Origin of the sequence: Collinsella sp. TM05-37, assembly GCF_003436455.1 — a bacterium.
Lineage (GTDB): Bacteria > Actinomycetota > Coriobacteriia > Coriobacteriales > Coriobacteriaceae > Collinsella.
The window spans coordinates 63,462-87,867 of sequence record NZ_QSPN01000010.1 but is presented as its reverse complement, the minus strand read 5'-3'; the positions used below and the strand labels follow the sequence as shown (position 1 = coordinate 87,867).

15 protein-coding genes are annotated in these 24,406 nt (G+C 60.7%); 11 read left to right on the top strand and 4 right to left on the bottom strand.

Features of this window, described 5'->3' with window-relative positions; translation table 11 throughout:
• Positions 1-82: 82 nt before the first annotated feature.
• Positions 83-619 carry a hypothetical protein gene (locus DXD48_RS06700; protein ID WP_117639794.1) on the bottom strand — a complete coding sequence of 179 codons (537 nt, stop codon included), beginning with the start codon at positions 617-619 and terminating at the stop codon, positions 83-85.
• Between the two features lie 415 nt (positions 620-1,034).
• Between DXD48_RS06700 and fucO the strand changes: the two genes are divergently transcribed.
• From fucO to DXD48_RS06685, 3 genes are all read left to right on the top strand, one after another.
• Positions 1,035-2,201 (top strand): lactaldehyde reductase, encoded by a 1,167-nt coding sequence (fucO, locus tag DXD48_RS06695; RefSeq protein WP_022094861.1) that lies wholly within the window; start codon positions 1,035-1,037, stop codon positions 2,199-2,201.
• 264 nt (positions 2,202-2,465) lie between these two features.
• A complete protein-coding gene (locus DXD48_RS06690) occupies positions 2,466-3,485 on the top strand; it encodes a M42 family metallopeptidase (protein ID WP_089572259.1) in 1,020 nt (339 codons plus the stop codon).
• 137 nt (positions 3,486-3,622) lie between these two features.
• Positions 3,623-4,996 (top strand): DNA-binding protein, encoded by a 1,374-nt coding sequence (locus tag DXD48_RS06685; protein ID WP_117564505.1) that lies wholly within the window; start codon positions 3,623-3,625, stop codon positions 4,994-4,996.
• Between the two features lie 8 nt (positions 4,997-5,004).
• Here DXD48_RS06685 and mnmA read toward each other — a convergent pair whose 3' ends face one another.
• Both mnmA and cysK read right to left on the bottom strand, forming a co-directional pair.
• Positions 5,005-6,228, bottom strand: coding sequence for a tRNA 2-thiouridine(34) synthase MnmA (gene mnmA / locus DXD48_RS06680; RefSeq protein WP_255413210.1), 1,224 nt, complete (start codon positions 6,226-6,228; stop codon positions 5,005-5,007).
• A 57-nt stretch (positions 6,229-6,285) separates the two neighbouring features.
• Entirely contained in the window at positions 6,286-7,224 is a 939-nt protein-coding gene (gene cysK / locus DXD48_RS06675; RefSeq protein ID WP_117564503.1) for a cysteine synthase A, read from the bottom strand.
• Between the two features lie 253 nt (positions 7,225-7,477).
• Here cysK and DXD48_RS06670 point away from each other — a divergent pair, with 253 nt between their 5' ends.
• Positions 7,478-7,906 carry an Rrf2 family transcriptional regulator gene (locus tag DXD48_RS06670; protein ID WP_117564502.1) on the top strand — a complete coding sequence of 143 codons (429 nt, stop codon included), beginning with the start codon at positions 7,478-7,480 and terminating at the stop codon, positions 7,904-7,906.
• A gap of 142 nt (positions 7,907-8,048) precedes the next feature.
• Here the strand turns inward: DXD48_RS06670 and DXD48_RS06665 are convergent, their stop codons facing one another.
• Positions 8,049-8,414 (bottom strand): phage holin family protein, encoded by a 366-nt coding sequence (locus tag DXD48_RS06665; RefSeq protein WP_055250947.1) that lies wholly within the window; start codon positions 8,412-8,414, stop codon positions 8,049-8,051.
• 324 nt (positions 8,415-8,738) lie between these two features.
• Between DXD48_RS06665 and DXD48_RS06660 the strand changes: the two genes are divergently transcribed.
• From DXD48_RS06660 to dnaE, 7 genes are all read left to right on the top strand, one after another.
• On the top strand, positions 8,739-9,038 hold the full coding sequence (locus tag DXD48_RS06660) for a YerC/YecD family TrpR-related protein (protein WP_022094855.1): 300 nt from the start codon (positions 8,739-8,741) through the stop codon (positions 9,036-9,038).
• A gap of 185 nt (positions 9,039-9,223) precedes the next feature.
• Positions 9,224-12,412, top strand: coding sequence for a PD-(D/E)XK nuclease family protein (locus DXD48_RS06655; protein ID WP_117564501.1), 3,189 nt, complete (start codon positions 9,224-9,226; stop codon positions 12,410-12,412).
• Between the two features lie 3 nt (positions 12,413-12,415).
• On the top strand, positions 12,416-16,039 hold the full coding sequence (locus tag DXD48_RS06650) for a UvrD-helicase domain-containing protein (protein ID WP_117564500.1): 3,624 nt from the start codon (positions 12,416-12,418) through the stop codon (positions 16,037-16,039).
• 398 nt (positions 16,040-16,437) lie between these two features.
• Positions 16,438-17,292 carry a PRD domain-containing protein gene (locus DXD48_RS06645; protein WP_117564499.1) on the top strand — a complete coding sequence of 285 codons (855 nt, stop codon included), beginning with the start codon at positions 16,438-16,440 and terminating at the stop codon, positions 17,290-17,292.
• 106 nt (positions 17,293-17,398) lie between these two features.
• The gene (locus DXD48_RS06640; RefSeq protein ID WP_117564498.1) at positions 17,399-18,829 is read left to right on the top strand and encodes a PTS transporter subunit EIIC; all 1,431 of its coding nucleotides are present in this window, start codon (positions 17,399-17,401) and stop codon (positions 18,827-18,829) included.
• A 127-nt stretch (positions 18,830-18,956) separates the two neighbouring features.
• Positions 18,957-20,378, top strand: a complete 1,422-nt coding sequence (locus tag DXD48_RS06635) for a 6-phospho-beta-glucosidase (RefSeq protein WP_117564497.1) — start codon at positions 18,957-18,959, stop codon at positions 20,376-20,378.
• A gap of 198 nt (positions 20,379-20,576) precedes the next feature.
• Positions 20,577-24,380 carry a DNA polymerase III subunit alpha gene (dnaE, locus tag DXD48_RS06630; protein ID WP_117564496.1) on the top strand — a complete coding sequence of 1,268 codons (3,804 nt, stop codon included), beginning with the start codon at positions 20,577-20,579 and terminating at the stop codon, positions 24,378-24,380.
• The last annotated feature ends 26 nt before the right edge of the window (positions 24,381-24,406 follow it).

Genomic DNA, 24,406 nt, shown 5'->3' with positions numbered 1-24,406 from the left:
TTTCATCTCTATGTAGTACAGCTTCAGGAGCCAGAAAAAACTATCTAGCTCCTGAATGTTGTTACGAACTGCTTTTTGCAATTTATTCGAGATGCTCTTCAATCCGAGCCCTCAGAAGGGCAATGGCTGTGGGTATTCCAATTGCGGCGGCTAATTCGGCTTTATCCAAAACCTGTATGTTAAAGCACGATTGTTTATCACATTGAAGGACGTTAACTGAAGATAGCTTCACTTCCCGTTGACTGAATATATCGTAATCTCCAAATAGGAAGTTACCTTTTATTGTGTAATTCGGTATGTTCGTTACGCACTTCATCTCAAGTCTGTTTAGGCCATAATCGAACACCGCAACTTCCTTGTGTTCGATGATGAGCGCAACCCTGGGCATGTTACTAAAACCACCGTCGACGACAGTAAAGAGCTTTTCATTTGCATCGTCATAAACGGTGTATTTAAGACTCAATAGCTGTCCTAGTGGACCCGTGAACCCATGTCTTTTGATGTTGAGGTTGTCTCCCGCTGGGTTGACGAGAGCCAGAGCATGCGGATAAGGGTTACCTTCAATTGAGATTCGATATTCGTTTGTAGCCGTCTTGCTCGATTTAGGACCAGTAGCCATCACGCGTCATCGCCTCGATCGAATTGGAACCGTCTTCTGCTTCGTGCGGAGAATTACGCTGTATGTTGCAGTACATGCAGCTGCAATAACCGCATGGGCAATTTCTAACAAAATGAATGACACTATTTGCTGCATGCATATTAATTACTATAAAGTATCCTTTTATAAACGTATTGTCAAACATATATTGCTAAAACAGAAACAATTTATAGACTGAGTTGGTCGTATTCTTTGGGCAATTGCTCCTATAATCTAGCCTTCGCTGCAGTCGGGAGGGAAGGACTGGGGCTCCGTTATTATGTTGAAACGCTTTAACACTTTTGACGTTCTCATGCATTTTTTGTTTCAAAAGCGTTAGGATGGGACACATAGCGTGGGGCGTAATGGGCGCCCCGCACACGATGGGAGGCTATCAATGGCTAATCGTTTCGTTCTCAACACCATTTCTTATCATGGTTCTGGCGCCATCAAGGAGATCCCCGGCGAGCTCCAGCGTCGTGGCTACAAGAAGATCTTCGTCTGCTCCGACCCCGACCTGGTCAAGTTTGGCGTTACCGCCAAGGTAACCGACGAGCTCGACGCCGCCGGTATTGCTTGGAGCCTCTACTCCGAGATTAAGCCCAACCCCACCATCCAGAACGTCAAGGACGGCGTCGAGGCCTTTAAGGCCGCCGAGGCTGACGCTATCGTGACCATCGGTGGTGGCTCCTCCATGGACACCGCCAAGGCTATCGGCATCATCATCAACAACCCCGAGTTCGCCGATGTCCGCAGCCTCGAGGGCGTTGCTCCGACTAAGAACCACGCTGTGTTCACCATCGCCGTGCCGACGACCGCCGGTACCGCTGCCGAGGTAACCATCAACTACGTCATCACCGACCCCGAGAAGGTCCGCAAGTTCGTGTGCGTCGACACCAACGACGCCCCTGAGGTCGCCGTCGTCGACCCCGACATGATGGCTTCCATGCCCGCCGGCCTGACCGCTTCCACTGGCATGGACGCTCTGACCCACGCCATCGAGGGCTACACCACCAAGGGCGCTTGGGAGCTCTCCGACATGTTCCACTTTGAGGCTATTAAGCTGATCAGCGAGAACCTGCGCGACTCCGTTGCCGAGGCCAAGTCCGGCCAGCCCGGCTCCGGCCGCGAGGGCATGGCTCTTGGTCAGTATGTCGCCGGCATGGGCTTCTCCAACGTTGGCCTGGGCATCGACCACGCCATGGCTCACACCCTGTCCGCTCACTACGACACTCCGCACGGCGTCGCTTGCGCCATGCTGCTGCCGATCGCCATGGAGTTCAACAAGCCGGTTTGCGCCGAGCGCCTGGCCAAGGTCGCCGTCGCCATGGGCGTTGACACCACGGGCATGAGCACCGACGAGGCCGCCGACGCCGCCATCGCCGCCGTTAAGCAGCTCTCTGCCGACGTGAACATCCCGCACGTCTGCGAGGCCATGAAGGCCGACGAGATCGAGGTCCTGGCCAAGGACGCCATGGCCGACGCCTGCTTCCCGGGTAACCCGCGCGAGGCGACGCTCGACGACGTTATCGAGCTCTTCAAGAAGATCTGCCCGGCTGCTTAACCTGGTTCGGCGGGCCCCGCCCGTTAGCCCCAGAATCGTCCTCGGACATGTCGGAAGCCCCCGCTGCGCACTTCGTGCGGCGGGGGCTTCCTCCGTCCTGCGGAAAGATTGTGGGGCTAACGGGCAGGGGCCTGCCGGCTCGTTATCGTGACGGGCGCAGCTCTGGGGAGCTCGATGGGTTGTCTCTCTGGGTAAATAAATGTGCGTGGTGGTATTGTTGCTGTGGGTTTAATTCGATATGAAAGGGTGACTTTGGTGTCCCAGATGGATTCTACGCTCTCCTATATTGCTGAGCAGTTGAAGGCGCTTACCTCGATTGCTTCGCCTACGGGCTATACCCGTGCGGCGACTGATTATCTAATGGAGACCCTGCGCGATATGGGCTTTGGGCCTGAGCGTTCTAATAAGGGTAACGTGCTGGTTGAACTTGGCGGCGAGGGCGAGCCGCTCGTATTGGCGAGCCATGTCGATACCCTGGGCGCCATGGTGCGCTCCATTAAGGACAATGGTCGCTTGCGTCCCACGACGCTCGGCGGGCACCAGTGGTCTACGGCCGATGGCGAGAACTGCACCGTCTACACGCGTGACGGCAATGTGTATACGGGTGTGGTCCTCAACACCGAGCCTTCGGCGCACGTGGCCGATGAACCGGTCAAGACCATCGAGAAGAACATGGAGATCTTGCTCGACGAGAACGTTGACAGCAAAGACGATGTGCTCGAGCTGGGTATTCAGACGGGCGATATCATCGCTATGGATCCGCGCACCACGGTGACGGAGAGTGGCTACATCAAGAGCCGCTTCCTGGATGACAAGCTGTCGGCGTCGATTCTGCTGGGTTTGGCTCGCGCCGTTGCCGACGGCGAGGTGACCCTCTCGCGTAAGGTGTCGCTGCTCTTTACCGTGTACGAGGAGGTCGGCCACGGCGGTGCCTTTGTGCCGGCCGACACGCGCGAGATGATCAGCGTTGACATGGGCTGCGTGGGCGACGACCTGGGCTGCACCGAGCGCATGGTGTCGATTTGCGCCAAGGATTCGGGCGGTCCGTACAACTACGACCTGGTAACCACGCTGTCCAACATCGCGCGCGAGCTGGAGCTCGATTACGCCATCGATGTGTACCCGCATTACGGTTCCGACGTCGAGGCCACGCTTTCGGCCGGTTACGATATCCGTCACGGCCTGATCGGCCCCGGCGTGTACGCGAGCCACAACTACGAGCGCAGCCACATTGACGGCGTGCGCAACACCTACGAGCTCGTCCGCGCCTACGTGCAGCGCTAGGGGAGCAGCTTGCGACTCGGCTGACCAATCACTAAGGCCCGTTTTTCGGGCCTTTTTTCGCTTTGGGCTGTTTAGTATTATGATGTATGTAATCTATTAACTAAACGTGTAAATTACTTAACGAGGTGATGCGGTGTATGGATACGTCTGAGTACTTATCTATGGGTGATGCCGCCCGCCTGTTGGGCGTTACGAAAGCCCGCATATCGCAACTTGCCGCATCGGGGACGCTTGTGTGCGATATTGTGGGCGGCCGGAAGATGGTCGAGTACAATTCTGCGACCGCCTACCAAAAGGTCCGCAAGCGAGGACGCCGTCCTGCGGCTGATGTGGGACGCAAGTTTACGCTGATGTCGGCCGACCATGAGATCGCGCATGTCTCATTTGATCCGACGCGTGAGTTTCCCTTCGAAATCGCCGAGGTCCTCGATGCGCAACGAATGCCGTTTGGCACATGCTCGAGCTCTTCTCCTACGGTGAATAAACGGGAGCTCAACGTGTGGTGGAGCCATCGGTCGGTGCCTGACGTCCGCCCTGGACTCGTCTCGCGCTATCGTGAACTGGGAATTGCCAATGGCATCGAGGTTCCGGTTCGGTGCCTGGGCTTATCGCTTTCGGATTGTTATTGGCTGCGGCCGGCCGATTGCGTCGAACTCAAATGGCAAAGCATCAATTACTTTGAGAACGAATTTGAGCGATCGGCGCCCGAAGAGCGTTCGGGTTGGCTGGAAGGCATCGGTCTAAAAAATCCGGATAACACGTCCGAGGGCGAGCTCCCTAAATCGTGGATGATCCGAAACGGCATTCGCGTTTTGGCTAAAGGGTGCGGGATGGACGATCAGCGTCCCTTTAACGAGGCGGTTGCAACGGCTCTACATCGTCGCTTGCTTTCCAAGGGGGAGTTTGTTCCTTACGCGGTTGAGCGCATATTCGATGGCCCTGTGTGTCTGTGCGACGACTTTCTTGACGGCCGCGAGGAATACGTTCCGGCTGTTTACGTTAAGGGCGTACTTGGTAGTCAGCGGGGAAACTCGACGTACGACCGGTACTGTTGCTACCTCGGCAAGCATGGTGTCGGTGAGGCCGCTGTGAGAAGGTCTATGTCGCAGATGATTGTCTGCGATGCCCTTTTGGCCAACAGCGACCGCCATTGGCGAAACTTCGGCATCATCCGCAATGTCGACACCCTGGAGATAAAACCTGCTCCGCTGTTCGATAGCGGCAACTGCCTGTGGTATAACGTACCAACTGCCGTGCTCGCAGCTGGGGAGTTTGGGTTTTCCGCTAAGCCGTTTGGGCCCGACCCTTCCGTCCAGCTGGCGCTTGCGGACTCGCTCGATTGGTTCGATTCATCGCGGCTCAACGGATTTGTTGATGAGGCGATCGAGATTCTTTCGCAGAGCAAATGGGCCACGGCGGAGGGTCGACTCGAGGCCATCCGCCGCGGCCTCGAGCGTCGCGTAATCGAGGTTGGTGCCGCTGTTGAGGTACTTCGACACGTGCAGCGATAAACCCGCGGCTACTTAAGTGCGCCGGCCACCGTGCCGCCGCCCAGGACGATGTCGCCGCGGTAGACTACGACTGCCTGGCCGGGGGCGATGGCTCGCTGCGGCTCGTCAAAAGTTAGCAGCATTTGTCCGTCTTCATCACGCGTAAGGGTTGCTGCCTGGTCTTTCTGTCGGTAGCGGTATTTGGCGCCCACGCGAATGCCGCCGGCATCCAGCTCGGCCTCCATGTGGTCGGCAGGGGCGCTCCAAATCCAGTCGTTGGCTGTGAGCGCTGTGGCCGTCAGGTCCTCGGCCTCGCCCAGATGCACGATGTTGTTGGCGGCATCGACGCCCGTTACGTACACGGGGTGCGCCATCGCGACGCCCAGGCCCTTGCGCTGGCCTATGGTATAGCGCAAGGCGCCATTGTGGCTTCCGACCACGCTGCCGTCGCGCCACACGATATCGCCCGGTGCAGCGGCGTGTCCGCAGCGGCGCTCGATATAGCCCGCATAGTCGCCGTCCGGGATAAAGCAGATATCCTCGCTCTCGGCCTTCTTGGCGTTGATGAAGCCCTGCTCGGCGGCAATGCGGCGCACATCGCACTCTTTGTCCAGCCCTGCCAGCGGAAAAATCGTGCGCGCCAGGCGCTCCTGCGTAAGCGAATACAAAAAGTAGCTTTGGTCCTTTTTGGGATCTTCGCCGCGATGTAGCTGCCAGGTGCCATCTGCCGCTTGGCTTGTTTTGGCGTAATGGCCCGTGGCGATATAGTCGCAGCCCATGTCCAGCGCCGCATCGAGCAGCGCGCCAAACTTAATGTGGCGGTTGCAGATGATGCACGGATTGGGCGTCAGCCCCTCCTGGTAGGCGTTCACAAAGCGCTCGATCACGTTACGGTCGAAGGTTTGCTGCAAGTCGAGCACGTGATGGGGTATTCCCAGGCGCCCGGCGACGGCCTTCGCGTCAGCGATGTCGCGATCGACTTTGCTCATGCCCGTGACGGGATCGGGCGCGGGACAGGTGAGGCGCATGGTGGCACCGACACATTCGTAACCCTGATTTTTGAGCAGATACGCGGTCACGCTGGAATCGACGCCGCCGCTCATGGCGACGAGCACGCGCTTGTTGTGCATGGGGAGGTTCTCCTTGGTGGCATGTGGCCAAAAAAGAAAAGCGGCGCGGGAGGCTGGTTCCGCGCCGCAGACATTGTAGCAAGTTCGGGCGTCCTGTGGGACACCCTGTTGGGATGAGCTCAGGCTGTCAGAAGAGAGGGGAGACCGGCGTGCCTTGGACTCGTTCTAGGAACGAGAGCTCTAGTCCTGGAAGAGTGCCGTGGACAGGTAGCGCTCGCCGGTGTCGGCGAGCAGCGCCACGATGGTCTTGCCCTCGTTCTCGGGGCGCTTGGCCAGCTGCAGTGCGGCCCACACGGCGGCGCCGGACGAAATGCCCACGAGCACGCCCTCCTTGTGGCCCACGGCGCGGCCGGTGGCAAAGGCGTCGTCGTTCTCGACGGGGATGATCTCGTCGTAGACCTGGGTGTCGAGGACGTCGGGCACAAAGCCGGCACCGATACCCTGGATCTTGTGCGGGCCGGCCTGGCCTTTAGAGAGCACCGGGGAGGTGGCGGGCTCGACGGCGACGACCTGAATCTCGGGGTTTTGCTCCTTGAGGAACTCGCCCACGCCGGTCACGGTGCCGCCGGTGCCGACGCCGGCGACGAAGATGTCGACCTTGCCGTCGGTGTCGCCCCAGATCTCGGGGCCGGTCGTGGCCTTGTGAATGGCCGGGTTGGCGGGGTTTACAAACTGGCCGGCGATGATGCTGTTGGGGGTCTCCTTCTGCAGCTCTTCGGCCTTGGCGATAGCGCCCTTCATGCCTTTGGAGCCGTCGGTGAGCACGAGCTGCGCACCGTATGCCTGCATCAGCTTGCGGCGCTCGACAGACATGGTCTCGGGCATGGTGATGATCACCTTGTAGCCGCGGGCGGCCGCCACCGAGGCGATGCCGACGCCGGTGTTGCCGCTCGTGGGCTCGATGATGGTGTAGTCGCCGCCACGCACGAGCTTGCCTGCCTTCTCGGCCTCGTCAATCATGTTCTTGGCGACGCGGTCTTTAACGGATCCGGCGGGGTTGAAGTATTCCAGCTTGACGAGCACGCGGGCCTTGAGGTCCTCATCGGCCTCAAAGTGAGTGAGCTCCAGAAGCGGAGTGTGGCCGATAAGCTGATCGATGGACGTGTAAACCTTGCTCATGGTGAACCTCCAAAGTGTTCAAATGACTGGATACCGTGTGGTTTTACGGTGTGTGTAGCAATGAAACCCACAAACCTTATGGGTTGTTCGTTTTGCTGTTGGCAAGCATAGTAGGCACTAAAGCCTAGTAATGCAATAGGAAATAGAAGATTATTACGAGTCGATTAACCATCTTGACGGGAATAGGTATTTTCAAAACCAATATTTCGGCTAGAATTTCTACGAATTAAAAGACCGAAAGGCAGCTATATATATGTTGGTTTCCACAAAGGGCAGATATGCCCTGCGCGTTATGGTCGACCTGGCCGAGCACCAGGCGACAGGCCGTATCCCGCTTAAAGAGATTGCGGCGCGTCAGGGTATTTCGGAGAAGTACCTCGAGAATATTCTGGCTACGCTCGTGCGCGCCAACATGCTCTCGGGCATGCGCGGCAAGGGCGGCGGCTATGTGCTCACGCGCCCGCCCGAGCAGTACACGGTGGGCGAGATCTTGCGCCTGACCGAGGGCAGCCTGGCGCCGGTCGCCTGCCTGGATGGCGACTGCAAGGGTTGTTCGCGCTCTGACGAGTGCCCCACGCTCGACGTGTGGAAGAACCTGGACAAGCTTATCAACGACTACCTCGACGGTGTGACGCTCGATCAACTTGTCGCTCCCAACGAAGGCTACGATTACGTCATCTAACCCACACCTGCCATTTGGGGACGGGGTGGAAATGGCAGATTCTCTCGCCCTTTGAGACTTGGCAAATAAGAAGGCCGCCCATTTTTGTGATGGGCGGCCTTCGTTTTGGGCTGTTGAGACGGGCGCGGCCGGAATGGCCGTTTTAGCCCTCGGCGATGCTGTCGAGGATGCTGCGCATGATGGACACCAGGATGCTGCCCATAAAGGCCGATCCAAAGCTGGCGATGGAGATACCCGCGCCCAGCAGATTGACCGACAGATAGCTGGCCAGCTCGAGCATAAAGCTGTTGACTACGAGCTGAAAAATACCCAGCGTAATGATCGTGAGCGGCAGCGAGATAACCGTCAGAAACGGCTTGACGAGCGAATCGACGATGTTCAGGAACAGTCCCACGAAGGCGAAACAGACCCAGGCCTCGGCAAAACCGAAGGGCTGGATGCCGGGGACGAGGAACGTGGCAATCGCGATGGCGATCGAGGTAAAGAGCCAGTTAAGCATAAAGCGCATGGTGTGAATCCTTTCTTGCGCAGGGTGCGTCGGTGTCGCGTGAAGCGGTTTGCTGCGGCGGCTTGGACGGCCGCTCGGGTGTGCCGCCTTGTTCGGCCGCCCATTGTCTCAGATATTCGTGGAGCTTGCGTGCGCATTCGGTTTCAAAACGGCGTTCGTCCTAGAAAACGCGCCGCTGGCAGAGAGTTTTGTCGCTTTAGTTTGGTGGTGTGCTAAACTGCTACGGGCAAAAGCCACAGGCGTTGCCCTATTGCATAGAACGGGCGAACGATGCCCGATGTCAGTATCAACTTCGATGCCTTATGGCGGGTTTGGCGGTGATCGATGAATATCGAGAACATGTTTGACAAGCCTGATGTCAAGCAGCTGGTCCACGCATTTAGTCTTTTGGATGACGAGAAGGATATCCAAGCGTTTTTGACCGATATCTGCACGCCGCGCGAGATCTGCGATCTTTCGCAACGTCTGCAGGTTGCGCGCTATCTGGATGAGGGCGAGCCTTATGTTGAGGTTCAGGCCCGCACCGGCGCTTCGTCCACTACGGTGAGCCGCGTTTCAAAGGCGCTGAACGGCGAGTACGGCGGCTATCGCAAGATCCTCATCAAGCTGGAGGATGGCGAGTAGGCCAGCGACAACAAACGAATTGTGCAGAACCGTCCCTTCGGGGGCGGTTTTTATATGCCCGCAATCGGCTGGTGCGTTGGGGTCAGGTTGCTTTGCACCAAAACATGGAGCTGAGGTAGCAATCTGTCCGCGTGGGCGGGTAGGATGGAAGCATTGAATATTGCGAACGGTTTGAGTGGAGGACCATGCCTGTTCGAATCTATACCACCAACGCCGGCGCGGATTTGAGCGATGCCGAGGCGGCGCTGCTTGCCGACCTTATTGCCCGCCACGGGCGTGCCGTGCTGCTGGCGCCAACGTTTGCCGAGCTCGACCTGTGCCGTCATGATGCGGCGGAAGCCGGCGTTTCGCTGGGTATTGACTACAAGACGCCTACATCGTGGCTTCGCTCGCTTTGGGAGCTTTTGGGCGACGGGCGCGGTTTCGTCGACAACCTGCAGCGCCAGATGCTGTTTTCGGACATGGTAGCGCGTCTCGACGACGCCGACCTGCAGCCGCTTTCGCGCAGCCAGGGCACGGTGCGTATGCTCGCGCGTATGGCTCGCGATGTGCTGCCGGGTGTGGCAGGGACAGGTGCCGAGCGTTGCTGCGACAACGTTTGCAAGCCCAAGCCCAGAAGCGACGCCGAGGCTCGCGTGTTTGAACTTTTGTGCGCCTATGCGCGCGGTTTGGACCGTCGAGATATGGTCGAGCCCTGCGAGGCGGCTGACATTATGGCCGGCGCTTTGGCCGACAACCTGCCGGGGTGCGCCCGCGCCGTTTGCGTGCGCGGCGTCACGTCATTTACGTATAGCCTGCTCGAGCTGCTGTCCGCCGTGGCAAACAACGGGGGAGAGGTTGTCGTGCTGCTTGCCCGCGAGCAAGCGGCGATGCGCGAGGAGCTTGCCGCGGCATTTGATGTCCGCGGTGTGCTGTTTGAGATCGCGCCGCTGGACGAGGATGCCGGCGCTCCCGCGATTGCTCCAAAGTCCGTCGTACGTCCTGCCTTTGTGGAAGTCGCCGGGCCCCATGCCCGTGCCCGTGTCTATGCGGACGTCATCGATAAGATGGTGAAAGCGCGCAAGGAGTCCAAGGTCAACGATGCCGCCTCCGCACCCGTCGATCCCGTGCGCGTACTCGTGGTGTCCGCCCGGGCACCCCAGCTGTTCGGCGAGCTTGCCGCTCGTTTGGCGGCGCGCCACGTTGCTGCCGAGACGGCCGAGTTCACGGCGTTTTCCCAATCCATTGCGGGCAGGCAGTTCACGGCGCTCGCCAACCTGATCGAGCGTATGAAGGCCGCCGACGAAGGGGCAGCTTCTAAGACTGAGTGGTGGCCCGCTCCGGAGCTTACCGACTGGATTTACAGCCCGCTTTCGGGTGCCGACGCCGCCAGCGCGCGCACGTTCGACAAGAATATGCGACTGTCGCGCAGCAAGACCACTGCGGGCGTCAAGAGCCTGCTGCAGAGCGTGCAGGGCCAGGTGAGGGGTGCGCGTAAAGCGGCGAGCGACGAGAACTGGTTTAAGAGCGTGCCGTGCGTGATCTCGGACGTGTTCCAGGCGCTGTGGCGCGACAAACCCGTGACGGCGCTCAAGGCCATGCTTGCCGTTGCCGAGGCACTGCCCGATCGCGCACTTGGCGGTCTCGACGGTCAGGCCCGTCGCCAGGCGGAGGTGGCCCTGCTGCGCCACGTCATCGACATCCTTATGAATGGCGCCCGTGCGCTCGACGTGTCGCAGGCCGCGACCGTGCCCGTGCTCGATGACATTCGAACCAAGGTGGACAAGCGTAGCGCCGCCTACGATTACGAGACCTACGAGGTTGACCGTGCGCCACGCGCCCAGGTTCGCTTTGCTTCGCTTGCCGATGCGGCGGCCCTGCGCCCCGGCAGCTACGATGCCGTGCTGTTTGCCGATGTCGATCTGGACAGCTATCCGCTTTCACACGAGGAGGGGCCGCTGGCCACGCTGACGGCGAGCCTTGGTCGCGAGGGCGTGACGCTTGAGCCCGCGGCTTTGCTGCGCGTGCGCTTTGGCCACGCGATGCAGACGGCACGCGGTCCGGTTGTGCTTGCCCGCGTGACGCACGATCGCCAGGCACGCGAGTGCTATCCAGCCGCCGTGTGGACCGAGCTGCGGGCGCACGCCGAGGCCGCTGACGCTGCTAAGGCCGCTGACGCCGACAAGGCCGCTGACGCCGACAAGACCGCTGACGATGCCAAGGCCGCTGACGACGCTAAGGCCGCTGACGCCGACAAGGCGAAGTGCGTGGGTGAGGGCGATATCGTAAGGGACTTCGATCCCGCGGCAGGCGAAGGTCTCAAGCGCGAGCGCGTGACCTGTGAAGCCCCTCAGCATCTGAGTGCCGAGGCCGTGCCGTATTTGGTCCTGCGCCGTCGTGACGGCGAGGACGAGGACGCGCCGCTCGTGCCGCGTCTGACGTCCGCCTCGCAGATCGAGGCCTATTCCACCTGCCCGCTGTGCTGGTTCGTGTCGTATCGCGTCAAGCCCCAGTCCATCGATGCGGGCTTTGGCAACATGGAGAAGGGCAACTTTGTCCACGACGTGCTGGAACACTTGCATGCCCGTCTGCCCCAGGAGGGCATGGAGCGCGTGACACCCATGAATCTGCCACGCGCGAAGGAGCTGCTGCGCGAGGTCTTTGACGAGACCTTGGCCGAGCATGCGGGCAAGCGCGGTACCGAGGGCCCGCTCGTGCCGCTCTCCCCGGTGGAGGAGCGCCAGGTGGCCGAGATTTTGCCGCAGCTGGAGGGCGTTCTTGCCTACGAGTCCGAGGCGCTCGCGCCCTTCGCGCCGCGCTACCTGGAGTTTGCGTTCAACGAGCTCCAGGTCGAGTATGCCGGCTGGCCGCTCGGCGGGCGCATCGACCGCGTGGATGTGGATGCCGAGAATCGCGCCGTGGTAATCGACTACAAGCATCGCACGGGCGTTGAGGAGTTTAAACTCGCCGACCCCACGGTGCGCGACGAGGAATCGGGCGAGGCCGCCATCGACGACCCGCGGTGGCTGCCGCCCCATACCCAGACGCTTATCTATGCGCAGGCCATGCGCCGGGCGCTGGATCTGGATGCCCGTGCGGCGCTCTATTTTTCGACCAAGGGCGGCAAACCGGCGCTGCGCGGCGCCGCGAGTGCCGAGCTGCTCGAGGAGGAGCGTGGTGACGGCCGCATCCCGGGGCTTAAGAAGGGCTTTCCCGGCGAGGGTGGCAGCATGGACTTCGACGCCCTGCTCGATCGCGTGGAGGCCGGCATCGCCGAGCGCCTGCACGAACTCGAGGCAGGCGACGTTGCCGCCGTCGACCCGACGTCGGCTCAGGCCGCGCATGCGCGCTGCTCGTATAACCACGAAGGAACGTTTGTAAGGAGGGACGTGTAGACCATGGATCTTTCGACTTTGATGCCGCAACAGCTGCAGATCGTCAAAACGCTCGACCGTCCGCTGTTTGTCTCGGCGGGTGCCGGTTCGGGCAAGACCTTTACCCTCACGCGCCGCATCGTCTACGCGCTCTCGCCCGAATCCGGTCCGTTCGTTGAGCATCTGGACCAGGTGCTCGCCATTACCTTTACCAAAGATGCCGCGGCCGAGATTCGCGACCGCGTGCGTCGCGCGCTTATCGAAGAGGGTATGGACGAGGAGGCCCTGACCGTCGACGACGCTTGGATCTCGACCATTCACGGTATGTGTTCGCGCATCCTGCGCGCGCATGCGTTGGAGCTGGGCATCGATCCCGAGTTCACGGTGCTTACCGATACCGATGAGCTTATGGATCAGGCTGTTGAGCATGTGCTGGCCCGCGCGACGGCGCCCGATGCCGCCCCCGAGCTCGCGGCATCGCTCAAGGCCCTCTACGCCTGGTATCCCATGGCGGGCGAGGGCGGTCCCTTTGGCGCCGGCACGACCATCAAGGGTCTGGTGCGCGACCTGCTGGAGCTCTCGAGCCAGCTGCCGGGCGGTATGGACGACGTGCGCGTGGCGCGCGGCCAGGCCGACACCTCGGCCCTTGCCGATGCCTATCGATCGGCGTTGGGCGCAAGCAAGGCCGCGACCGAAAAAGCGCAGACGGCGCTCGATGCCATCGACGCGTTCGAGGCGAGCGGCAAGACCATGGCCGATGCGGCGCGACTCATGATGTCGTGCACCATGCCGCGCGCGAGCAAGGCATTCCCTAAGGAGCAGGTGGAGCTACTCAAGGCAGAGGCCGCCGATGCGTTTATCAATATCGTGCTGGCCTGCGGCGGTCCCGCGCTCGAGGCGCTGGTGGGGCTTGCCCGTGCTGTAGAGGCTGAGTACCGCGCGCTCAAGGCCGGCCAGTCTGCCCTCGACAACAACGATCTGCTGCGCATGGCCTACGAGGCCCTGCGCGATTACCCGGCCATCCGAGCGGCATACGAGGGTCGCTTTAAGATGGTCATGATCGATGAGTTCCAGGATACCGATCAGATGCAGGTCGACCTGATCCGTTACCTGACGGGTGCGGGGGAGCGCGCGTTGTGTACCGTAGGCGATGCACAGCAGTCGATCTACCGCTTCCGCGGGGCGGAGGTCGAGGTGTTCCGTCGCCAGGAGCGCAAGGTGGGCTCGTCTGCCGCGCCCGAGGCGACTGCCGCGGCCGACGCCCCTGCTGGCGAGCTCGTTAAGCTCGTGCGCAACTTCCGCAGCCACGACGAGGTGCTACGCTATGTGGCTCGCGTCTTCGACGGCGACGACGGCGGCCTGATGCAGGGCTTTTTGGATCTTGAGGCGAGCGACGGCCGCAAGGACACGCTGGTGGCAGACGCCTCGCGTCGTCAGGCCCTCTTTGTTGCCGGCGGCAGTACGCAGGAGCGCACACAGGCCAAGGCCCGCGCGATCGCAGAGCGGTTCCGCGCGCTTGCCGATGCCGGTCAGCCCCAGGGCGGCATGGTGCTGCTGCTGGGCCGCATGACCAACGCCGACGTCTATGCCCAGGCTTTCCGCGACCAAGGACTCGACTGCGTGATCGCGGGTGGCTCGGTCTTTGCCCAGGCAGCCGAGGTGCAGACGGTGCGCGCCCTAGTCTGCGCGCTCGCCAATCCGGCCGATACGGCGCAGGGCCTTATGCCGCTGCTGGCCTCGCCGATGTTTGCGCTCGGCGCCCAGGAGTTCCTGGCGCTGGCGACCAAGCTGGACGACCAGACGGGGGAGACCTCGCGCCGCAACATCGACGCGGGCATCATGAGCGATTCCGATGTGCCGGGCTTGCAGAGCCTGCCGCTCGTGACGCGCGCCCGCGAGGTGCTATGCTATGCGCTTCGTCGTGTGGGCCGCGATTCGTTCGCGGCGATCGCGCGCGACGTGGTCAACGCTTCGGGCTGGTTTGTGCGTCTGGCACAGCGTGGTCCCGAGGGCAAGGCCATTGCCGCCAACGTGCTCAAGGCGCTCGATGCTGTGGTTGAGGCCGAGGCCGAGTTCGGTAACTCGCCGCGCTCCATTGCGCTGGCCTTTGACCGCTTCCTGGCGGGCAAGGAAGCCCCGGGCGCGCTCAACGAGGAGGGTGACGGCGCGGTACGCATCATGACCGTGCATGCGTCCAAGGGCCTGGAGTATCCGGTCGTGGCGGTTGCGGAGTGCTTTGGCGTGCGCAAATCGTCCGGTGCGGCACAGATGGGTCGCGTCGAGGGCGGAGCGCAGGTCGTGGCACTGCCTGCACGCTTCGACGGCGTTAAACTCGCGGACGGCACGTTCGTAAAGGGCGATGACGTCAAAAAGCAGTTTGAGCACGCGTTTAAGGGCAAGGGCACGTCGCTGTGGCTGCCGCCGGAGCTTATGGAGGACGTCTGCGCGACGGGCTCTCCCGCCGAGGCGTTTGCCCGCCTGCGCAACGCCGACCTGCAGCTTTCGCTCGAGGAGCGGGCTCGTCTGCTCTATGTCGCCATGACGCGAGCGCGCGAGTTGGTCATTCTGGCGATGGATGCCGGCGTGAGCCGCGGCAAGCTGTGCGCGCCGACCTTCGATGTCGAGACCGATCTGACCTACGACGTGCTGCGTCGTATTCTGCCGACGGACGGCCTGGACATGCCGCAGCTCGATGCCGACCGTTTGGTGTTCGACAACTCCCAGCCGGGCGACTACGAGCTCATCTCGCTGGCTAACTTTGCTTTTGGCGAGCAGTCGTTTGAGGCCAATGCTTCGCTTGATGCCGAAGGCAGGCTTGTCCGCGGCGATGCGGAGCCGGAGGGTGCCGGTGCGGATGCCCGCGCCGCCGTTCCCGGTCCTGCCGACCCCGAGCCCGATGCGTTTGAGCTCGTGTATCCCCAGGCGGTGGGCGTGCGCATGGGCACCTGCCCGTATCCGGCGCGCGATTCGTACAGCTACTCGTCAATTGCCGCGGCGCTGCATGCCGAGTCCGAGGACCGTGCCGCCGAGGCACACGTGCCCATGGACGAGGCCGGCGATGATGCGGAGTCGGATGGTTCCGAGATGACGGATGCGGACGTGGCTGCTGTCGAGCCCGCCGGCAACCCCATGGCGCTGGGCTCGGCGTTCCATGCTGCCTGCCAGTGGCTGATCGAGATGGGTGCCGATGAGCTGCCCGCCGCGCGTGTCGATGCGCTGGCGCGTCTGTGGCGCCTGACGCCGGAGCAGCGCGAGCGCTTCGACGTTGCCCTGGACCGCTGGCTCAAGTCGGCGGTCCGTGCCGAGCTGCTTGCCTGGCCGTGCGTTCGCGCCGAGGTGCCGTTCTTTTCGCTGGGCTGCGAGGACAAGGACATTGCCCGCTACGGTGCATATGCCGAGGGCGCCATCGATGCACTGGCGACCGACCCGGCCGATCCGTCACGCGCACTGGCCATCGACTACAAGACGGGTGGCACGCCGGATGAGACACCCGACCAGCTGTTCGAGAAGCACGCCCTGCAGGCGCGCGTCTATTCGGATGTTCTGCACAAGGCGGGCTTTAAGACGGTGACGGTCAAGTTCGTCCGCGTGGAGCAGTCCGATCCCTCCAACCCCGCCGAGTCCCAGGTGGTCACCTACAACCTCTAGCTCACCAGGGCCGTCCGCACGCCCAGTCTCCCCATAACTTGCGGTGAAATAGTTCCTGTTTTACGGCCCAGCTGGCTCCATCAGGAACTATTTCACCGCAACTCAGAATCAGTCGGGGGTGCGGATTACGCGGATGAAGTTGCCAATCAAGGGTGCGGATTACGCAAATTTACACTTGACGTTCATCTCGGGTGGGCCTATAAATACATGTGATGGGTTGTTATCCCTTTGGGGAGCATGGCCATCCGGATTCCGTTCGTTATTCAATTGCACATATATTCGGGTGTCACTTTAGGGCATGACCGTAGGCAAGTAGGGTGCTGCTTTCTGCCGAGGTCATGCCCTTTTTGTTCAGCTCCGAATGAGTGCCCTATCATCAAGAGAGGAGGTGCATCGATATGCTGGCGATCAGAAAGCTCAACAATAACGCCGTGATTTGTCGAGATAGTCGCGGTCGCGAGGTCGTGGCGCTCGGCAAGGGTGTCGGCTTCGGTGGTGACTTCCCCCGGGAGCTCGCGATGGACCATATCGAGCGCACGTTCTATAGCATCGATGCCGAGGGGCAGCGTATCATGCAGGATCTTCCTGCCGATGTGGTGCTGTTTACGGCAAAGATCATGGATATTGTAGAGAACGAGCTGCCTTACGAACTCAGTCCCAACGCCGTGCTCATCATGGCCGACCATATCGCCTTTGCGATTGCGCGGCAGAGGAAGGGCATTCGTTTTGATATGCCCCTTACCTATGATGTGCAGCAGCTTTATCCGCTGGAATACAAAATCGGCCGCTACATTACCGCGCGCGTGCGGCAGGAGTTGGGCGTCGAGCTGCCGCGCGAAGAGGTGGCAAGCATCGCCATGAATTTGGTCAATGCAAAGACTGGGGCAGAGGTTACTGTGGCAAGCGATCGCGCCCAATCGTTTGAGCGCCTGCTCAACGATGTCACTGATATCGTCGAGTACGATTTCCGTACCATCATCGATCGGGAGTCTTTTGAGTTCTCACGGTTTGCGACACACGTGCAGTATCTGTTCAAGCGTATCAAGGGTAACGATAGCCTCAGCAGCGCCAATTTGCCGCTTTATGCGAATTCGCGCGAGGAGTTTCCCGAGCTTGCGCAATGCATCGACCACATCTGTACCTATATGAAGCGGGAATGGCATACGGAGCTCACCGACGAGGAGAAGCTTTACTTCATGCTCCATGTCAACCGTATCTGTACGAAGGCGGAATCCGGCACAGCCGGACGCTGACAACCCAGGCCAGAAGGATTGTAACCTGTGTTAGGGCAGGGCATGACCTCCGAAAGTACGAGAACCATCTCGTGCCACGACGATTCGTGGCGTAAAAGGAGGAATGATGACTAACTATCAAAAACTCGCCCAAAGAATCATCGAAGAGGTGGGCGGCAAGGCGAATGTTTCAAGCGCGACGCATTGCATGACGCGTCTGCGCCTCGTTCTTAAGGACGAGGGGCTTGCAGATGACGCCAAGCTCAATGCGATTCCCGAAGTGATTAGCGTGGTGCACGCTGGCGGCCAGGTGCAGCTCGTAATCGGGCCGACCGTCGACAAGGTCTACGACGCGGTATGCAGGGAAGGCGGCTTTGAAGTCCAGACGGCGATTGATGAAGATCTGGACGCAGCAGAGAGGCTTCCCTGGAAGGAGCGGTTCGCTCCGAAGCGCATCGGCAATCTGATTCTCGATGCGGTGAGCGGCTCTATCGCTCCCATTCTGCCCGTGTTCTGCATCGCGGGTATCTTCCGCATGTTCACCATTTTGCTTGGTCCGGAAGGCGCGGGCCTTCTAGCCGCGGAGGGCAGCATGTACCGGCTCTTCACCTTGGTGGGAGACGCGGCATATTACTTCCTGCCGATCTTCGGTGCCTATGCGGCGGCCAAGAAGTTCCAGACGAGTCCTGTGCTCGCGCTCATGACGGCTGCTATTATGATTCATCCGAGCATGCTCGCTATCGTCGAGGAGGGCGCTCCGTTCGACGTCTACGGCATCCCCATGACGCTGGTGAATTACACACAGTCGGTGCTTCCCATCATCCTCATCGTGTGGATTCAGTCCTACGTAGAGGGGCTTATCAAGAAGCATTGCCCTGACATGCTGCGCATCCTCGTGATTCCAGTGGGGACCATGCTCATCATGCTGCCGCTTGCACTCTGCGTCTTCGGCCCCGCCGTCTCCTTCATTATGGGCATCATCGCCGATATCATCATCTGGCTCGGCGCGAACGCCGGTCCGCTGTGCGGTCTGGTGGTCGGTGCGACGTGGAACCTCGTGATCGCTACCGGCATGCATGTGCCGATTCTCACCGCTATGATGCCCGGCTGGCTTGAGGTGGGCTATGACGCCGTGTGCACTCCGGGTACGACGGTGGTTGTTTACGTGACGCTTGCGGTCGCGCTCGCCTACGGCATCCGTGCAAAGGGCAAGGCTAACCGTCAGCTCGGTTGGACTACCTTCGCTACCTATGCGCTCGGCCGCGTATCCGAGCCCATCATTTACGGCATCCTCTTGCGCGATAAGAAGGCGCTCGCTTGGTCGATGATCGGCGGCGCGGCCGGCGGCCTTGCATGCGGTCTGCTCAACGCGCGCATCTTCGTCTTCTCGGGAGTCGGCTTCCCGTGGATGAACGTCATCAAGTTCAGCCAGGACATCATTCCGGGCGCCATCAGCTGCGCGATTGGCTTTGCGGTGACATTCGCCCTCTGCATGGTCTTTGGCTTCGACAATCGCGAATCGGGCGAGAAGGAAGCCGAGGAGGCCCTTGAGGCTTAAGCGCTGCATCTAGAAGGGTGCCTTAGCGCAACGAGTCTCTTCTCGGAACTGGGGCCCCATGAACCCGGACGGGCACCGCTGCATGGTGGTGCCCGTTCGCACTAAAAGCAAGATAAGGAGGACTCCCATGCCATTGCGTTCTGATTTCCTCTGGGGCGGCGCGCTTTCCGCCAACCAGTGTGAGGGTGCCTGGGACGAGGGCGGGCGGGGGCTCGCCAACGCGGATCTTCTGCCGTACGGGCGGGACCGTCTCGCCGTCATCAGGGGTGACGACGTTCCGCTCGAGCCGCTGTCCGACCATTACTACCCGGCCCAACAGGCCATCGATTTCTATCATCATTACCGCGAGGACATCGCGCTCTTCGGCGAGATGGGCTTCAAGGCTCTGCGCCTCTCCATCGCATGGAGCCGTATATTCCCCAACGGGGATGACTCCGAACCCAACGAGCAGGGCCTCGCGTTCTATGAGGATGTGTTTCGCGCCTGCCTCGAACAGGGCATCGAGCCGGTGGTGACGCTCAACCACTATGACGTGCCCATGCATCTTGTTACGGCATACGGCGGTTGGCGCAACCGCGCTCTCGTGGGCATGTTTGAGCGCTTCGCTCGCACTGTGTTCGCACGTTACCGCAATCAAGTGCGCTCTTGGCTCACGTTCAACGAGATCAACATCATGACCTCTGCGTGCTTCATGGCGGCAGGCATCGTGTTTGATGAGGGGGAGGACCGCTACGTCTCCGTTCATAACGCGGTGCATCACGTGCTCGTGGCGAGTGCTTGCGCGGTGCGCGCCTGCCATGAGATCATCCCTGGTGCGCAAATCGGCTGCATGCTCAATGCGGGTATTTTCTATCCTGCTACCTGCAACCCTGCCGACGTTAAAACGGCTCAGGACGAGAATCGCAAGCACTACATGTTCACCGACGTGCAGGTGCGCGGCCACTATCCGTGCTACATGCTCACGGAGTATGAGCGTCAAGGGTTCGCGATTCCTTGGGCGGAGGGCGATGAGGAGGTCCTTGCGCAGAATCCGGTGGACTTCGTGGGCTTCTCTTACTACTCGACGCGCGTGGCGCAGGCAAACACCGAGGGGCAGTTCGACTCCAATCTACTCAAGAGTGCCCCCAACCCTTACCTCAAGATGGAGCCATGGGGCAGATTCATCGATCCCGCAGGGCTGCGCATCACCATGAACGACATATACGACCGGTACGAAAAGCCGCTCTTTATCGTGGAGAACGGTCTCGGAGCCCCGGATGAGCCGGATCAGAACGGCTTTGTGGATGATGGATACCGTATCGATTACCTGCGCGAGCACATCCAGGCTATGAAGGACGCCGTCGAAATCGACGGGGTGGACCTCCTGGGCTACACGTGCTGGGGACCGATCGATCTGGTTTCGGTCGCAACGGGCCAGATGCGCAAGCGCTACGGTTTCATTTATGTCGACCTCGATGACGAAGGACACGGCACACGTCGGCGCAGCAAGAAAAGATCGTTCGAGTGGTATCGCAAGGTAATTGCCTCAAACGGCGAGGACCTGAGCTGAGCTTTCCTCAGGGGCCGGACCGCGACATGGGGTCGCGGTCCGGCCCCTTTGCGACGAATGAAGCAATCAGGTCAAAGCAGCTAAAAAAGACACGTCCCAAAAAGACTGCCCGTGTGGGTTTGGCTAGGTTCGGGCGCTGTCCGTGCCGTGGGGTAAAATCGTTCAGTCAGAACACGAACCCGCATCGGAGCTCATCACATGGCATTCGTCCATCTGCACAATCACACTGTTTTCTCCATGCTCGACGGCGCAACCCGTATCCAGGATATGGTCAATCGTGCCGTTGAGCTGGGCATGCCCGCCGTGGCCATTACCGACCACGGCTACATGTATGGCGTACCCGACCTGGCGCTGGCCTGCGACGCCGTCAACCACAACACGCCCGAGTACAAAACCTGGAGCCACGACAAGGCCTTCTTGGAAAAGGACCGCCGCGACGAGCTGGTGGAGCCCGATCCCGAGTCCAGCCCGCGCGAGCATGCCCAGTATGTGAAGGACATGGCCATGTGGGACGAGAAGGGCAACATCGACGAGCTCAAGCCGCCTCTGGTCATCAAGCCCATCTTTGGCTGCGAGGTCTACTTTACGCCGGACGAGACGCTTGCCCGCGACCATAAGCCCGAGCTCTACCACATGATCCTTCTGGCCAAGGACCAGGAGGGATACGTCAACCTGATGCAGACGGTCTCCGAGGCCGCCGTGCAGGGCTTTTACTATAAGCCGCGCGTGACGCTCGACAACCTGCGCCGCCACGCCAAGGGCATGATCTGCACGAGCGCCTGCATCGCGGGCATCATCCCCAAATACATCGACCGCGGTGACATGGAGGGCGCCATCAAGTGGGCCGAGACCTTCCGCGATACCTTCGAACCCGGCGACTTTTACATCGAGATCCAGGAACACGGCATCACTACCGACAATGGTCTGACCGACGAGCAGATGGACCGTACGCTCATCGATATCGCCAAGCAGGTGGGCGTCAAGGTCATCGCCACCAACGACTTCCACTACCTGCGCCGCGAGGACGCGCCCGTGCAGGACGTCATCATGTGCATTGGCATGAACGCCAAGGTCGACGACCCTAACCGCATGCGCATGACTGGCTCGGAGTTTTACATGAAGACCGAGGAGGAGATGCGGGCGATGTTCCCGTATTGCCCCGAGGCCTGCGACAACACGCTCGAGATCGCCGACAAGTGCTACGTTGAGCTGGACTGGGACTCCATCATCCTGCCGCGCTTCCCGCTGCTCGATCCCGGCGAGACGCACGAGAGCCAGTTCCGCCGCGAGTGCGAGAAGGGCCTGCGCCAGCACTACGGCGACGACTGGGCCACGCGCGAGATTGGTGGCGTCAACATCAAAGAGCGCTTTGAGTACGAATACAAAGTCATCTGCGACAAGGGCTTTGCCGCCTACTTCTTGATTGTTGCCGAGTACGTGCAATGGGCCAAGGACAACGGCATCGGCGTCGGCCCCGGCCGTGGCTCGGCCGCCGGCGCTATCGTCGCCTACGCCATGAACATCACCGCGTTCGACCCGCTCGAGAACGGTCTGATGTTCGAGAGGTTCCTGTCCCCGCAGCGTACCGAGATGCCCGATATCGATATGGACTTCGACGATGAGCGGCGCCTCGAGGTCGTGGAGCACGTTCGCCAGCTCTACGGCCCCGAGAAGGTCACCCACGTCATCACCTACTCGACCATTAAGGCCAAGCAGGCCATCAACGACGCTGCGCGCGTCCTGGACTACCCGGTCTACATGGGCCAGCGTCTGTCCAAGATGGTCTCGAGCGACCCCAAGGTCAAGCTCAAGCAGGTGCTCGAAAAGCAACCCGGCAAAGAGGATCTGTTTAACCCCGATTTTGCCGAGGCCTATAAAAAGGACGACGACGCCCGCCGCATCATCGACACGGCGCTCTCGATTGAGGGCCTTACCCGTGGCGAGGGTGTGCACGCGTGCGCCGTTCTGATCTGCCGCGACCCCGTCAACGAGCACGTGCCCACCAAGCTCGACACCAAGGGCGGCGTCGAGATTACCCAGTACGAAGGTCATACCGTTGCCGACATGGGCCTGCTCAAGATGGACTTCTTGGGCCTGCGCACGCTGACGGTTATCTCCAAGGCCAAGGCAAACATCAAAAAGAACTTCGGCATCGACATCAAAGAGGAAGAGATCCCCTTTGACGACCCCGAGATCTTTAAGCTCATGGGCTCCGGCCATACCGCCGGCGTCTTCCAGGTCGAGTCCGCCGGCATGACGGCCACGATCAAGAACATGAAGCCCACCGAGTACAAGCACGTCGTGGCATTGATCGCCCTGTACCGCCCGGGCCCGCTGGGCGCCGGCATGGTTTCGTCCTACATCAACCGTATGAACGGCAAGGAGCCGGCCGTCTCCTACGACGACCGCCTGGACGACATCCTGGGCGAAACCTACGGCACCATGGTCTACCAGGAGCAGGTTATGCTCATCTCCGTCGAGATGTGCGGCTTCTCCAAGGGCGAATCGGACTCGCGTATCCGTAAGCCCGTGGCTAAGAAGAAGATCAAACTGCTCACGTCGACGGTGCTGCACTGGGAGGATGGCTCGGACGAGACCACCTACGACCACTGGATGAACGGCGCTATCAAGAACAACTACACGCGCGAGGTCGCCCAGAAGATTTGGGACGATGTTCTCGAGTTCGCGTCTTACGCCTTTAACAAGTCGCACTCTGCCGGCTACGCCATCCTGGTTATGCAGACGGCGTGGCTCAAGGCGCACTATCCGCACGAGTACATGGCGGCCGTTCTGACGTCCTATACGGGTAAGACCGACAAAATCGTGCACTACGTCTCGGCATGCCGTCACGACGGCATCCCCGTGCTGTCGCCAGATGTCAACGAGTCCGGCACCGAGTTCACGGCTACCAAGGAGGGCGTGCGCTTTGGTCTGGCCGGCATCCGCGGCGTGGGTACCGGCGTGGCGCAGGCGATTATCACCGAGCGCGAGGCGGGCGGCCCGTTTAAGACGCTGCACGACTTTGTCGAGCGCGTGGACTCGAGCCAGGCCAACCGTCGCGTAATCGAATCGCTGATCAAGGCAGGCGCCTTCGACTCCACGGGGTATCCGCGTCGCCAGATGATGCACTTTGTGGATAAGAACAACCCCGAGAACATCATCGATGCCGCGATAAAGCGCCAGAAGGACCGCGCGAGCGGCCAGACCTCGTTCTTCGATATGTTTGGCGACGTTGAGGGCTCGGGCTTCGAGGTGAGCGTGCCAGATCCGGACGGCCAGGAATGGGACCGCCACCTCAAGCTGAGCCAGGAGAAAGAGGTTCTGGGCATCTATGTTTCGGACCACCCGCTGCGCCCGTTTGAGTATGCACTAGCCAAGGCGCGCGACTTCTCGTTCTCGCAGATCGATACCGGCTACGAAGTTCAGAATCCTACGGGCGGCACCATCAACCAGGAGATTCCCGAGGGCAAGGCGCTGTGGTGGGCCGGTATGGTCTCGAGCGTGTCCAAGCGCGTGACCAAAAACGGCGACCCCATGGGCATCGTGCAGCTCGAGGACATGGAAGGAGAGGCCACCGTCGTGGTGTTCCCCAAGACCTACAAGGAGGCCGAGGGGTACCTGTACGGCGAGGTCGATCCCGAGACAGGCGCGCAGCTGTCCGACGCCTTTGTGCGCATCAAGGGCAAGCTCGAGCGCTCGGACCGCGGTGACCAGATCATCGCGCAGGAGATTGTGCCGCTGGAGCTCAACGAGGAGAATAACAAGCCCAAGGTGTTTGAGGTCATGGTGCCCAACAGCCGCTTTAGCCAGGGCAATATGGCGCGCCTGGCCACGGTGCTCACCGCTAACCCGGGTGGCGATCGCGTGGAGATCTTTATCGAGCAGGTGGACGGGCGCGTGCTGCGCGCCGAGGTGCCTGCCAAGGTCAACGCGCGCTCGATTCCGCTGCTGGCCGAGGCTAAGGCCATCGTGGGTAACCAAGGCCGCGTGACGGTGATCTAAGCTACCCCGGGTGAGATTGGAGGAAG